Origin of the sequence: Hyphomonas sp. UBA3601, assembly GCF_002375605.1 — a bacterium.
Classification (GTDB): domain Bacteria; phylum Pseudomonadota; class Alphaproteobacteria; order Caulobacterales; family Hyphomonadaceae; genus Hyphomonas.
This window is the reverse complement of the sequence record NZ_DFME01000031.1, coordinates 6,567-19,431: the sequence shown is the minus strand read 5'-3', so window position 1 is coordinate 19,431 and position 12,865 is coordinate 6,567. Positions and strand designations below refer to the sequence as shown.

Annotated in this window: 14 protein-coding genes; 3 read left to right on the top strand and 11 right to left on the bottom strand. The window is 58.4% G+C overall.

Annotation, left to right across the window (positions count from 1 at the left end; genetic code table 11):
• Positions 1-9: 9 nt before the first annotated feature.
• Positions 10-474 carry an Lrp/AsnC family transcriptional regulator gene (locus B4F73_RS03325; RefSeq protein ID WP_290482499.1) on the bottom strand — a complete coding sequence of 155 codons (465 nt, stop codon included), beginning with the start codon at positions 472-474 and terminating at the stop codon, positions 10-12.
• A gap of 112 nt (positions 475-586) precedes the next feature.
• Here B4F73_RS03325 and B4F73_RS03320 point away from each other — a divergent pair, with 112 nt between their 5' ends.
• A complete protein-coding gene (locus B4F73_RS03320; protein ID WP_349679534.1) occupies positions 587-1,789 on the top strand; it encodes a methionine gamma-lyase in 1,203 nt (400 codons plus the stop codon).
• Positions 1,790-1,817: 28 nt separating this feature from the next.
• On the opposite strand, the gene B4F73_RS03315 is transcribed toward B4F73_RS03320, so the two are convergent.
• The 8 genes from B4F73_RS03315 to rmuC all read right to left on the bottom strand — a co-directional run bounded on the left by B4F73_RS03315 (position 1,818) and on the right by rmuC (position 9,334).
• The gene (locus B4F73_RS03315; RefSeq protein ID WP_290482497.1) at positions 1,818-3,158 is read right to left on the bottom strand and encodes a mechanosensitive ion channel domain-containing protein; all 1,341 of its coding nucleotides are present in this window, start codon (positions 3,156-3,158) and stop codon (positions 1,818-1,820) included.
• A 201-nt stretch (positions 3,159-3,359) separates the two neighbouring features.
• Entirely contained in the window at positions 3,360-3,725 is a 366-nt protein-coding gene (locus tag B4F73_RS03310) for an EthD domain-containing protein (protein ID WP_290482496.1), read from the bottom strand.
• Positions 3,722-4,957 carry an acyl-CoA dehydrogenase family protein gene (locus B4F73_RS03305; protein WP_206992357.1) on the bottom strand — a complete coding sequence of 412 codons (1,236 nt, stop codon included), beginning with the start codon at positions 4,955-4,957 and terminating at the stop codon, positions 3,722-3,724. The genes B4F73_RS03310 and B4F73_RS03305 overlap by 4 nt, the downstream gene beginning before the upstream one ends.
• A 79-nt stretch (positions 4,958-5,036) precedes the next feature.
• A complete protein-coding gene (gene truA, locus B4F73_RS03300) occupies positions 5,037-5,774 on the bottom strand; it encodes a tRNA pseudouridine(38-40) synthase TruA (RefSeq protein WP_206992356.1) in 738 nt (245 codons plus the stop codon).
• A gap of 9 nt (positions 5,775-5,783) precedes the next feature.
• On the bottom strand, positions 5,784-6,269 hold the full coding sequence (locus B4F73_RS03295; RefSeq protein ID WP_034816053.1) for a GNAT family N-acetyltransferase: 486 nt from the start codon (positions 6,267-6,269) through the stop codon (positions 5,784-5,786).
• Positions 6,269-7,222, bottom strand: a complete 954-nt coding sequence (gene fmt / locus B4F73_RS03290) for a methionyl-tRNA formyltransferase (RefSeq protein WP_290926962.1) — start codon at positions 7,220-7,222, stop codon at positions 6,269-6,271. The genes B4F73_RS03295 and fmt overlap by 1 nt, the downstream gene beginning before the upstream one ends.
• A 195-nt stretch (positions 7,223-7,417) precedes the next feature.
• On the bottom strand, positions 7,418-7,945 hold the full coding sequence (gene def / locus B4F73_RS03285) for a peptide deformylase (protein ID WP_206992355.1): 528 nt from the start codon (positions 7,943-7,945) through the stop codon (positions 7,418-7,420).
• A gap of 45 nt (positions 7,946-7,990) precedes the next feature.
• On the bottom strand, positions 7,991-9,334 hold the full coding sequence (rmuC, locus tag B4F73_RS03280) for a DNA recombination protein RmuC (RefSeq protein ID WP_290482494.1): 1,344 nt from the start codon (positions 9,332-9,334) through the stop codon (positions 7,991-7,993).
• Between the two features lie 166 nt (positions 9,335-9,500).
• Between rmuC and B4F73_RS03275 the strand changes: the two genes are divergently transcribed.
• Both B4F73_RS03275 and B4F73_RS03270 read left to right on the top strand, forming a co-directional pair.
• On the top strand, positions 9,501-10,079 hold the full coding sequence (locus B4F73_RS03275; protein WP_290482493.1) for a hypothetical protein: 579 nt from the start codon (positions 9,501-9,503) through the stop codon (positions 10,077-10,079).
• A gap of 27 nt (positions 10,080-10,106) precedes the next feature.
• A complete protein-coding gene (locus B4F73_RS03270; RefSeq protein ID WP_290481180.1) occupies positions 10,107-11,072 on the top strand; it encodes a glycosyltransferase family 2 protein in 966 nt (321 codons plus the stop codon).
• A gap of 7 nt (positions 11,073-11,079) precedes the next feature.
• Here B4F73_RS03270 and B4F73_RS03265 read toward each other — a convergent pair whose 3' ends face one another.
• Both B4F73_RS03265 and dnaX read right to left on the bottom strand, forming a co-directional pair.
• Positions 11,080-11,406, bottom strand: coding sequence for a YbaB/EbfC family nucleoid-associated protein (locus B4F73_RS03265; protein WP_206992351.1), 327 nt, complete (start codon positions 11,404-11,406; stop codon positions 11,080-11,082).
• Positions 11,407-11,422: 16 nt separating this feature from the next.
• The coding region (dnaX, locus tag B4F73_RS03260; protein WP_290482492.1) for a DNA polymerase III subunit gamma/tau at positions 11,423-12,865 on the bottom strand (1,443 nt) is incomplete at its 5' end.

Here is a 12,865-nt window from a genome sequence, read left to right as displayed (position 1 = left end):
AACGGGTATTCAGGACTGGATCTTGACGGGCAGCACTCGGGACTTCTTCACGACGCCATAGGCAAAACTGGTTTCAACCGACGAGATGCCCGGTAGCTTTTGAAACGTATGGCGTACTAGCTCCTCATATTCATCGAGTCCGCCGGTCACCACTCGCAACTGATAGTCCGATCCGCCCGCCATCAAATGGCAATCCAGCACTTCGGGCGTATCATGCACGATCCGCTCGAATTTCTGGATGGTGTCTTCGGTGTGGATCGACAAGCGAATGCGCACGAAACACGTAATGGGATACCCGCACGCCTTCTGATCAATCGTGGCGCAATAGCCCTTGATGATCCCCGCTTTCTCCAGGTTCCTGACCCTGCGCAGGCAGGGCGAAGGCGACAATCCGACCTTTTCGGCCAGATCCTGATTGGTCAGGCGGCCGTCCTCTTGTAAGGCGCGCACAATTTTAGCATCAATCTTGTCCATATAACCCCCAGTTGGTTATTTCTGCCAATCTCTGCTTCTTTATTGGCATAAATTGACAGCACATGTCCCAAGTGTGCTGCTAGATTGTGCGAACAGTTCAGGAGGTTTCCCGTTGCCACACGATACCGCTCGCTCTCACGGACCCGCAACGCGCGCCATCCACCATGGCTACGCACCTGCAAATCATTCGCACTCCCTTACTCCGCCCGTGCATATGACGTCTACCTTCGTTTTCCCTGATACTGCAACAGGTTCAGCACTTTTTGCAGGCGAAATCGAAGGGCACATATATTCCCGCATCTCAAATCCAACGGTCGCCTTGCTCGAATCGAGAGTGGCAAATCTCGAAGGTGCAGAGGCGGGGCTTGCAACCGCCAGTGGTATGGGCGCCATCTCCGCTACCTTGTGGACATTGGTAAAGCCAGGCGACGAAATTATCACCGACAAGACGCTGTATGGTTGCACATTTGCGTTCATGCGCGACGGCCTTTCGCGCTTCGGCGTGAAGGTCACTCATGTCGACCTGCGCGATCCAGACAATTTGCGCGAAGCGATCAGCGAGCAGACCCGGATCGTCTATTTTGAAACCCCGGCCAATCCGAACATGCGGCTGGTCGACATTGTCGCCGTTTCAGCCGTCGCGAAACAGGCCGGAGCGTTGACGGTGGTCGACAACACCTATGCGTCGCCCCTCCTGACCCGGCCAATCGAACTGGGCGCCGATTTCGTGATTCACTCAGCAACAAAGTACCTTGGCGGGCATGGTGATCTCGTCGCGGGCGTGGTCTGTGGCCGCGCAGACCTTATCCATGACATTCGAATGATTGGCGTGAAGGACATGACCGGCTCGGTGATGGCCCCACTGACGGCGATGCTGGTTATGCGGGGCCTGAAGACACTGCAACTGCGGATGGCGCGCCATTGTGAGAGCGGGCAGACCGTAGCGGAGTGGCTGGAGCGCCACCCTGCAGTTTCCGAAGTCTACTATCCCGGCCTCCCAAGTCATCCGCAACATGAGCTTGCGTGCCGCCAGATGAGTGCCTTTGGCGGCATGATCGCTTTTGAGCTGAAGGGGGGCTTCGAAGCCGGAACGGCCATGATGGACCAGCTCCGCCTGATTCAGCGCGCCGTCAGCCTCGGCGACGCGGAATCCCTGATTCAGCATCCTGCCAGCATGACCCACTCGACATACTCACAGGAAGAACGGCTGGAGCATGGTATCTCTGACGGCCTGATCCGTTTGTCTGTCGGGCTGGAGGATTTGGTCGATATTCTCGCGGACCTTGAAAACGCTCTACCGACCAACGCACTGTAGCCGTCGTCACGATGCACATTCACCTCGTTCACTCCACGGGGCTTTGTTCATCCAGCAGGTCATCTTCGGTGTTGTTGGCGCGTTCAGCCGCCACCTTTTCATCAAGGGTGTTGTCCGCCGCCACATCCGTCGCTTCGCGCGTATCAACATGGGGCTTGGGACGTCTAACATCTGCAGATTGCTGCGTGCCAATCTCCGGTTTACCGCTTTTTAGCGCATCTTCTACGCCGCTGTCGAAACGCAGCCGATAAATCGGCTCCGGCAGAGTAAAGCCCGACTCTTCCAGAACATCCTTGGTCGCGGCTATCGCGAGGCCGCGTCCCTTCGCAAAGTTTGTTTGTGCCTGATCCACCCATCCCATGAAATGAAGGATGATGTTTGAGTCTCCAACCGTCTGGATGAAAGCTTCCGGCTCTGGATGGTCCAACACGAAACGTAGCGATTTTAATTTATCGAGGCCAAGCTGCATTGCCGCGACAGGGTCATCGGCCGCATCGACGCCAAGGTCGAACTCAAATCGGCGCTCAGGGTTGCGCGTGTAGTTCAGGATAACGGCCTTGAAAACAGTTGAGTTGGGGATGCGGAGATGATTGCCATCCATCGTCATCAGCACGGTGGCACGAGAGGTCAAGCGCATCACCTTTCCCTCATATTCATCAATCAGAACATGCTCATTTGCCCTGAATGGCTGGCGCACACTCAGCATTATGGAAGAAATGTAGTTTTCCAGTGTGTCTCGGACAGAAATGCCGATCGCCAGGCCGATGACGCCGGCTCCGCCGAGAATAGTTCCCATTACCGTTGTAGCACCCAAAATGCTCATCGCGACCACGAGAGCGACCAGCAGCAAGACAATACGGAACGCACCCGAAACCAGTTCTACGAGAAACGGATTTGGCAGAATCCAACGCCAAAAACTCCGCCAAGAGGCAACCAAGTGTCCAATCAGCGCAATCGTGAGAAATACTCCCAATGCGATACCGTAAAGTGGAAGAGCGCGGACAACACTTCCCCACGTATCAGACGGGTCCCCAAAAAACGGCGTCGCGCTATCTTGAACTGACAAGCTTCGGTCGATTTCGTTCTCAACCGTGACAACGCCATTTACACGCAAGGCCAGATCTTCGGCGCGGGCAACAGCGCTGGAGCTGGGGACTTCCCCGGCCAGCCGTACGACACCGTGATTAACTTCGACCGTCACACGATTCAGCGATTCGATCTCATCAAAGATGGCGGAAATACGAGATTTGATGGACGCATCGCTGACCGCCGGAGGAGTCTGGATGATCGGATTGAGATCTTCGCTCGTATCCGAAGTCTGTGCCACGGAGATTGGGACGAGCCATACCAAGCACAGCACAACCAGCACTGCGTATTTGACATTCGACGCCGCAGAGCGAGCACAAGTCGGAAGTTGTAGCGAATTCACATTTCCAAAAACACGCTACAGGAGGCAAAGTTCCCTATGCGTGGCAATCCGGGCTGCTCGCGCGCACAACCGTCCGCGCGAAAAAACTGAGTTGTGACGTTCACGGCGAACTTCAGGCGAAGCGAACGTTGAGCGCTGCGACTAACCTACGATCTCATACTCCCTTCCAAAACAGAGCGGCGAGTTGGCAAGGTCGATGAACTTCTTCTCGTCCTCCAGCAGCTCGGCACCGGCGTTCGCGGCCGCCTTGCTGGTATTCGCGGCCATGGCTTCCTCGCTCTCGAACCACAGTTCGGCAACGCCGTCATACGCTTCCGGTCCGCCACGCGACCCTTGCATGGCGCCGTTCAATGCGTCGTGCCCCGTGTGACATTGCACATAGCGGAGGATGCCTAGCGTTTCGGCATGTTTCGCCACCAGCGGGGCATGCTGCTCCCGCCAGTAGCGTTGGAATTCCTCACGGCTCAGATGGGGCAAGCGGCGCAGGCAAAAGGTCAGCTTGATCAAAGCAGATCCCCGCCCGCTGCGGCTGCGGTCGTGCCGTCCTTCCGGAACGCGCGAATAACATTCTTGCCGGTAATCCATTTGTGCACTTCGTCCGGCCCATCTACGAGGCGTTGGGACCGGATGTGCGTGTACCAAGCCGCCAGGGGTGTATCGAGCGAATAGCCAAGGGCGCCATGCAGCTGGATCGCGGTGTCGACCACCTTGTGAACCATGTTCGCAAGGAACACTTTCGCGATGCCGTTCTCTTGTCTCAGATCCATGCCATTTTCGGCCTTGTAGGCAATATGCATCAGCATCAGCCGGGCAATGTAAAGTTGGCTCGCACATTCCGCCAGCATGAACTGGACACCCTGGCGATCTTCCAGTGGTTGGCCGAAGGTCTCACGGCTCGTGACGTGTTCCGTGGCCAGATCAAGTGCGCGCTGAGCCATCGCCACATTGTGCATGCCGTGACGCAGGCGACCATAGGCCAGGCGATGCTGGCCCATGGAGAATCCGCCCCCTTCCCCGCCGAGCAGATTTTCTTCCGGCACGACGAGGTTCTCGATCTTCACTTCAGCATGGCCGCCGCCCATCTCTTCATAGTGGGGCCCATGCACTGCCATGGTGGGAATATCACGGATGATCTTGTAACCCGGATTGGGCAGCTCCACGATGAAGGTGGAGAATTGTTGATGGCGAGGCGCGTCCGGATTGGTCTTGGCCATGACGACCGCGATGTCAGCAGCGGTGGCGGCGCTGGAAAACCATTTCTCACCATTCAGGACGTAATTGCCCTTGCCGTCCTTTTCCGCACGCGTCTGCATGCCAGTGGCATCCGCGCCGGCCGCCTTCTCCGTCATGGAATAGCAAATGCGCTTTTCGCCATTCAGCAGCGGTTTCAGGTACTTTTCTTTCTGAAAGTCGGTGCCGTGGGCCAACAGTGTGAGCATGGTCGCATCATCCGGACCTTGCGAATTCATCGACAGCGCACCGAGATGGCTCTGGCCAAGTTCCATTTGGACCAGCGCATTGGCCAGCGGCCCAAGGCCCATTCCGCCATGCTCGACTGGGATGAAGGGCAACCACAGGCCTTGCGCGCGCGCCTTCTTGCGCAGTTCTGGCAACACGTCCTTGAACGCGCGACCGTTGGACATTTCCTGTTCAGCAGGAATGCATTCTTCCTGCACCCATTTGCGCACGCGCTCGCGGACTTCTTTTGCCTCTTCCGGTATCGTAAAATCGATGGCCATCTTTTCGCTCCCTATTGTTTTTAGGGAAGGCTAAAGCGGAAGCGGAAATATGCACAGACTGACTTCGCGTCAGGCGGGACTATTCATAATCTACTTTTTCAAGATAGAGCCCGTCCGGAGGGGATATGGGCCCACACGCCGTCCGCTCGGCAGCCGCCAGGATCTCCGCGATCCATTCGACAGGTTGCTTGCCACGCCCGACATCCACCAGGCTACCCATGATCGAACGAACCTGCCTGTGCAGGAAACTCTTCGACCGACAGGTCATCTCGACCCGATCTCCATAACGTGAAACAGAGATCGCATTGAGCGTCTTAACCGGCGACTTGGCTTGGCAATCCGTATCGCGGAATGTCGTGAAGTCATGCGTCCCGACAAGTATCTGCGCGGCTTCATGCATCTTGTCGGCGTCCAACTGTGACGATATCCGCCAGGCCCGACCGTCATCCAGCGTGAGGTGAGCGCGTCGATTGATAATGATGAAGCGATAATGCCGCTCGGTTGCGCTGAAGCGGGCGTGGAAGTCATCATCCACTTTATCTGCCTTCAAGACGGCAATCGGATGTGGGCGCAGATGAAAATTCATCGCATCTGGCACTTTGGTTCCGCGGTCAGTTCGCAGATCCATGTGCGCGACCTGCCCTGTCGCATGAACGCCGCTATCGGTGCGCCCAGCGCCATGCACCTCAACGGGTGCACCATCGAGCTTTGCGGCTGCTTCTTCAAGGGCGCCCTGAACGGTCGGAATTCCGGGCAGGCGCTGCCAACCCTGATACGGGCCACCATTGTATTCGAGGAGGAGTCTGTAACGTGGCATTCAGCGGCCCTAGCCAAAGGCCGCCGGATAGGTCAACCGGCCGGATGTTGGTGCCGCCGGATCAAGACGCAGCGCCATGAAAGCCTCGCCGGACCATTTGCATTCGAATGGCTGGGCAAGGTCAGCGGAAAACCCAAACCGGGGATAGTATTCGGGGTGACCCAGCACGAAGACAATCTGCTCCCCCGCTCCTTCCAGCGCCATCAGGCCCATCTGGATCAGGCCGCTGCCGATACCGGTCTTCTGAAAATCAGGATGAACCGACATTGGCCCAAGACCGACGGCCACCGGTTCGCCATCGAGCTGCATGCGGAAAAACTGAATATGGCCGGCAATGGCCTTATCGTCGCTCGCCACGAGTGAGAGCACGCTCTCACCGCTCTTGGCGAGATCCCGAACCATGCGGCCCTCAGCCTTGCCGCCAAAGGCAAGATCATTCAGCGCAACGATCTCATCAAGGTCTTCTTCACGGGCGGGACGAATCCAGAAGCTCATCAGCCAAGCACCGTATCCGGAGCAATCGCCTGCCCCTGCAGGAATTGGTCTGCATTCATTGGCTTTCCCCCTGGCTTTTGCAGGCGGAGGATACGCACAGCGCCGCCAGCGCCGCAAGCGACCAGCAGGCCGTCATCCAGAACCATGCCGGCCGGCGCAGTGGTTTCCCGACCGGAGCGACGGCACATCAGCAGTTTCAGGCGCACCGGATCGTCCTTGCCCGGCGGCGTCCAGTAGCACCACGCCCCCGGGAACGGCGACAGGCCCCTGATATGGCAGTCGACCTCTCGCGCAGGCCGCGACCAATCGACCTTCTGGTCATCCGGGCCAAGCTTGGCGGCATAAGTCATCCCCTCTTCCGTCTGCGGAACGGGGGTCAGGCTGCCATCGGCGAGGCCTTCAAGCGCACGCGGCGCGAGTTCTGCGGCGAGCGCGGCCAGCCGATCATGCACGCTGCCGGCCGTATCTTCTTCGGTGATCTGCGTGCGCGCCGAGGCAAGCACCGGCCCCGTATCAAGCCCGGCTTCCATTATCATCGCATCGACGCCGGTTTCGGTGTCCCCCGCCATGATGGCCCGCTGGATTGGCGCAGCGCCCCGCCAACGCGGCAGGATCGACGCATGCATGTTGAGACAGCCAAGGCGCGGTGCATCGAGAACGGCCTGCGGCAGGATCAACCCATAGGCCACGACCACAGCCGCATCGAGATCCAGCGCCGCAAACGCCTCCTGCTCCGGCAATTTCTTCAGGGATTTGGGCGTACGCACTTCGATCCCCCTGGCCTCAGCGAAGGCATGCACGGGCGTGGGAGTCAGTTTCTTGCCCCGGCCAGCGGGACGTGGCGGCTGCGAATAGACACAGACGATCTCATGTCCGGCTGTGATCAACGCATCCAGCACATGTGCGGCGATATCCGGGCTACCCATGAAAGCAAGGCGAAGGGGTTTGGTCATCATGCCGGGAATAGTTTGTTCGGAGTCATTTTGAAAGCAACGTTTCGCAAGTGGCTCAGCGCACTGCGCCCGACATACTGAATGGGATGAGCCCACTGCCGCCCACAATGATCACGATCAGGGCAGCCAGGAGAAAAGCGGCGGTCCAACGAACCCAAGGACGCGCGAAGAAGCTGCCGCGCTTCTTCATGACGATCAGGCCGATTCGCGTGCGTGCAGGCGTTTGGCCTTCTTGACCTTGTCGATCGCGCGCTGGCGTTTCAAACGCGAAAGGTGGTCAATGAACAGCGTTCCCTCCAGATGATCCATCTCATGCTGGATGCAAACCGCATACATGCCGGTTGCAACTTCATCGACTTTGAAGCCGTCATAGTCGAGGTAGCGGACGCGGCACTCGGTCGGACGTTCGACTTCATCGAAAATGTCCGGCACCGACAGGCAGCCCTCTTCATAAGGCGCCATGTCCTCAGTCAGAGGCAGGATTTCCGGGTTCACGAAATAGCGCGGCTGGGGCTCTTCGCCCTCTTTTGCGAGATCCATCACAATCACGCGCAACGGCACGCCGACCTGAATCGCCGCGAGGCCAATACCCGGCGCGTCATACATGGTTTCCAGCATGTCATCCATGAGCGCGCGAATCTCGTCGGTGACGCCGCCCTCGACGGGCTTCGATACTTCCTTCAGACGCGGGTCAGGGACGGTGAGGATTTCTCTGATAGCCATGCTTTTCAGATATGCACGCAGGGACCTCTGGTCAACACTTGGCCGTCATTCCGCCGCCAGCGGCTTCTTGGCGCCGCCAAAGTCCAGCTCCCCTGTATTCTCCGATACATTCGCCCTGTTCTCGATCTGCTTGGGCTCAGCCAGCGTCTTGGCGGGCGGGGCGATCTCCATGTCCTCGAACTTGCGCAGGGTCGGGAGGACTCGTTTGTCGAACGATCCCATCGCGGAGTTGAAATGGTCCACCGAGCCGTTCAGCGATTTTCCGAGTCTCTCGATATGGCCGAGCATTACACCCATCCGACTGTAAAGCTCTGCACCCAGTTCCGCCGCGGCCATCGCATTTTCATTCTGGTGATGCTGGCGCCAGAGATGGGCCACCGTCCGGGCCAGTGCGATCAGCGTGGTCGGCGTCGTCACAATCACTTGCCGGCTCATGGCCTTTTCAATCAGGTCCGGAGAATGCTCAAGCGCCGCCGCGAAGAAATTCTCTCCGGGAATGAACATCGCAATATAGTCAAAGCGATTGCCCAGATTCGACTGGTAGTCCTTTGAGGCCAGCGTGCTCACATGCCGCTGGACGCTGGTCGCATGAGCCTTCAGATGAACGACCTTCTGGGCCGGATCCTCGGCTTCAACCGCCGCCATATAGGAGGCGAGCGAGACTTTGGAGTCGATCACGATCTGTCGCTCGCCCGGAAGACGGATGATCGCATCCGGTCGCTGGCGTCCCTCCTCCGTCTGGTCATGCACCTGTTCGGAGAAGTCGCAATGCGCAGACAGGCCGGCCTGCTCCATGACGTTTCTCAAGGTCATCTCCCCCCAGCGCCCGCCGCCCTTTGGAGCCGTCAACGCGTTGACCAGCTTGCCGGTCTCCTGCGTGTTGCGGTGCAGGCTTTCCCCAATCGCCTTGACCTGTTCCGACAAAAGAGACTTGTCTTGGGTGCGGACTTTTTCGATTTCGTCGACCCGTTTCTTAAAGGCATCGAAATTCTCGCCGATCGGCTTCATCAGCTCCTTGAGATGCCCTTCAGCGCCTTCCTTGTGTCGCTGGAATCTCTCATCCGCAAGCTGCAGAAACTGCTTGTTCGCGCGCTCGAGGACACCCTGCGCCATTTCGCCAAACTTGCGTTCATCCTCGGCGCTGCGGGCTTTCGCCTCGGCCAGCTCCAGCTCTGCCTTGCGCGAGACCTCTTCCAGCGTGCGGATGCGCTGTTTCGCCTCGACAAGTTCATCGGTCGCACGCTCAAGGTCCAGTGTCAGCCGCTCCGTCTTCGCGCCGAACTTGCTGGCAAGCCACCAGGCCGTGCCCGCCAAGGCGAGAGCCAGGAGGAACAGAACAAGGTGCACGACGTCAAAGCCGGCCCCGCCGATAATGATGATTGGGTCCATACGGGCATCCTCGCACGATTCTGCTCAGAACATATAAGGAACATGCCGCATTGTCTATTGAACGCTGTGGTTTGCCCACCGCTTGACTTCCCGCTCAGGCTGATCCTCTTTTCCACCGGGATGGCACAAGGGCAGCGAGATGCGACTGATATGGATGAGTCTGTTTTTGACGCTGGGGGCCTGTGCATCAGCACCTGGCCCAATATCTCAAGCAGAACTGCCACCAACCGGCGCAATAACATACCTGCCGCCGCTGGCCGAAGTCACTTTGGTTACTGCTTCTGGCCAGCGAGAACCGCAATCGGACTCCTCAGAAACGGCTCGCATTAACCTTGCCAACGCCTTGTCGAACGCGGTTCCAGCCGATGCGTTCGATCAATCTGACGAAGGACAAGAACGAGCAAAATTCCTTGCGATCAAGCTGGAGGAGGCTGCGGTCAATCCTGGTCCGGTTCAGACCTCCGAAGTCGACACACCAGAGCATCTGGTCGCTCTTATCCAGGTTAGATTCGATGTGGAAAGCTCCGCCAGTAAGCTGTTGCAAGGCGGTCTAAACCTCATGTTCGGCGGCGTTCCAGGTCCAGATGGTATAGACCAGACGGCTCAAATCGCCCTGTTCGCCCAAGGGACTGATGATCTGGTATGGTCGCGCACCCTTGTTGCTCAGGATCCACGCACCCCCGATGATGCGGAACGCCTTATAAACGAGCTGATAGCCACATCCAGCCAGGATACAGAGTTCTGACACTGTTCCCATCTGGAGGAATCACGCATGCGTGGCATGGGACTTGCTGGCAAGTATCCCGACATGTTTGACGCGTATGAAGCCCCCTATGAGGTCGCCGAATTGACTATCGATATTTGCGTCTGCACCTATCGCAGGCCTTCAATTGAGGACACGCTGCGATCGCTCGACCGGCAAACCCTGCCGGACGGCGTATCGGCGCGCGCAATTGTTATCGACAATGACGAAACTCCATCGGCCCGCGACCGGGTCGAGGCCGTCGCGGCAAACTTGTCCATGCCCGTCAAATACATTCATGCCCCCGCAAACAACATTTCGATCGCGAGAAACGCCGGTTTGGATGCCGCCACCGCCCAATGGATTGCTTTCATCGATGACGATGAAGTGGCAGAACCGGATTGGCTGGCCTCCCTGCTCCAGATGGCACGCGTGAATTCTCTGGACGCTGTCTTCGGCCCAGCCATCGCCGTTTATCCTGAGACGGCGCCCAACTGGATGCGCCAGCAGGATTACCATTCGAATGTCCCTGTACGCCGAGGCGGCGTGGTGCAAACCGGACATACCTGCAACGCTCTGATGCGCGCCAGTTCCCCTATCGTGAAAGGCCAGCGCTTTCTGATCGAAAAAGGCAAGACTGGTGGCGAAGACACTGAGTTCTTTTTCAGGCTCTGGTATGCAGGCGCCAAGTTTGGCATAAGCGAAGCGGCGATCGTGCATGAAGCGGTAGACCCGAAGCGCCTGGACTCCGAATGGATCCGCCAGCGCAAATTCCGTTCAGGGATGAGTTTCGGCTACCACTCCCTGACCACACGCAACACGGTCACGCTGACCATTACTGTGCTCGCTTCGCTGGCGAAGATTGTTTTTTGTTACGCGATGGCTGGCATCTTCTTCTGGTCCACACAAAAGCGGAATTTCTGGGCGATGCGCGGCGTCTTCCATCGTGGCTGGCTGGCCTCGGCCTTCAGCACGAAGGAACCGGAACTCTACTGAGTCGCCCCTAAAACGGTAGCTTGAAGCCGGGCAACATGCCCCCGCCAAGACCTTGCGTCGCATCCTTCATAGCCTTTTCCATGGCTTCATCCAGACGCTTGCGCGCATCCGAATGCGCAGCCTTGATAAGGTCTTCAACGATTTCGGCATCATCATTCATCAATGATGGGTCAATCCTGACACTGACCATATCGCCCTTGCCCTTGAGGCGCACCGACACAAGACCCGCCCCGGCGACCCCTTCGGCCTCGGTCGATTCGATCTTTTCCTGCGCTTCCTGCATTTTGGCCTGCATCTGCTGGGCCTGTTGCATGATCTTGCCAAGGTCTTTCATGGGAAGCGGGCCTCCTTCAGGCCGATCGTCTGGAGTTCAGGTCAATAACGTTGCCGTCGCTTGCGGCAGGCTCGGTCACGTCAACAATGGTAATGCCGGGAATACTCTTCAAGGCGTCTGCCACAGCCGGGTGCGCCGCCGCTGAGGCAAACAATTCCTCGCGCGTCCGAATTTCCGTCTGGCGCATTGTTTCGGCATTGGTACGGATCTGCTCGACGACCCAGTCATCGCCTGTGTCGCGTTCGAGGAACGCCTTTAGCCGGGCGAGCAAATCGTTTGGTGCATTGTCTTCAAGTTCGCATGAGAAATAGCCGTAGCGCACAGGACCTGGCCGAATGTATCGCTCCAACTCGACCTGCAGGTTCACTTCCCGGTGCTCACCCAGATAGGCGACAATTTGGGCAAAGCTCTCCAGCCCGCCGGCGGGAGACGGGGCCATGCCATGTTGTTCAGGCTTTCCCGGCGCACCGCCTGACTCGGCGATCATGCGCGCAGCCTCCTCCGGTGACGGAAGGTTTGCCGCCGCCGCAAGGCGAAGGATGATCATGTTCAGCGCGGTCGCCGTGTCAGGCGCCGTCTGGAGGTCATTAAACCCGGAGAGCAGGATCTGCCAGTAGCGCGCGGCCTGCGCAGCGGTCAGTTTCTGCGCCATGGCCAATGTGCGCTGGGTCCATTCGGCGGGCCCGGCAGACTGGAACTCTCCCCCCGTGGCCTGAGCTACGGAGACATCGGCACAGACATCCATCAGGTCTTTCAGGATAACCGCCGGATCAGCACCTGCATGAATCTGGTCTTTCACCTCGGCCAGCGCCTCTGCAGCACTGCCGGAGATCGCTTTCTCGAACGCATCCAGCAGGCGCGCCCGGTCGCCGAGGCCCAGCATGTCACGCACCGCCGCGCCAGTGACTTCTTCGCCATCCATGGTCTGCACGATGGCCTGATCGAGAATCGAGAGGCCGTCGCGAACGGAACCTTCGGCAGCCCGGGCGATCAAAGCGAGTCCCTCTTCCGAGACTTTCGCCCCTTCATGCGTGGCGACCCGACCGAGATGTTCAGACAAATTCACGGCATCGAGCCGTTTCAGGTCAAACCGCTGGCAGCGCGACAGTACCGTGATCGGCACTTTGCGGATCTCAGTAGTTGCGAAGATGAACTTCACATGCGGCGGCGGCTCTTCCAGCGTTTTCAGCAGCGCGTTGAACGCGGCCGTCGACAGCATGTGAACCTCATCGATGATGTAGACCTTGTGCCGCGCCGAGACCGGTGCGTAGCGTGCCCCGTCCAGCAGGTCGCGCATGTCGGCAACGCCGGTGCGGCTGGCGGCGTCAAGTTCCAGCACGTCCGGATGACGGCTCGCCATAATGGCATCGCAATGCTCGCCCTTCGGGTCGAGCCGGATCGACGGGCCGTCATGATCGTCTGACTGATAGTTCAGGGCCCTCGCCAGCAGGCGGGCGGT

Coding starts and splice junctions, on each gene's coding strand:
- B4F73_RS03265 (WP_206992351.1), bottom strand. CDS start 11,406: ATGAAAGACCTTGGCAAGATCATGCAACAGGCCCAGCAGATGCAGGCC.
- fmt (WP_290926962.1), bottom strand. CDS start 7,222: ATGACCAAACCCCTTCGCCTTGCTTTCATGGGTAGCCCGGATATCGCC.
- B4F73_RS03295 (WP_034816053.1), bottom strand. CDS start 6,269: ATGAGCTTCTGGATTCGTCCCGCCCGTGAAGAAGACCTTGATGAGATC.
- rmuC (WP_290482494.1), bottom strand. CDS start 9,334: ATGGACCCAATCATCATTATCGGCGGGGCCGGCTTTGACGTCGTGCAC.
- B4F73_RS03305 (WP_206992357.1), bottom strand. CDS start 4,957: ATGGCCATCGATTTTACGATACCGGAAGAGGCAAAAGAAGTCCGCGAG.
- def (WP_206992355.1), bottom strand. CDS start 7,945: ATGGCTATCAGAGAAATCCTCACCGTCCCTGACCCGCGTCTGAAGGAA.
- truA (WP_206992356.1), bottom strand. CDS start 5,774: ATGCCACGTTACAGACTCCTCCTCGAATACAATGGTGGCCCGTATCAG.
- B4F73_RS03270 (WP_290481180.1), top strand. CDS start 10,107: ATGCGTGGCATGGGACTTGCTGGCAAGTATCCCGACATGTTTGACGCG.
- B4F73_RS03325 (WP_290482499.1), bottom strand. CDS start 474: ATGGACAAGATTGATGCTAAAATTGTGCGCGCCTTACAAGAGGACGGC.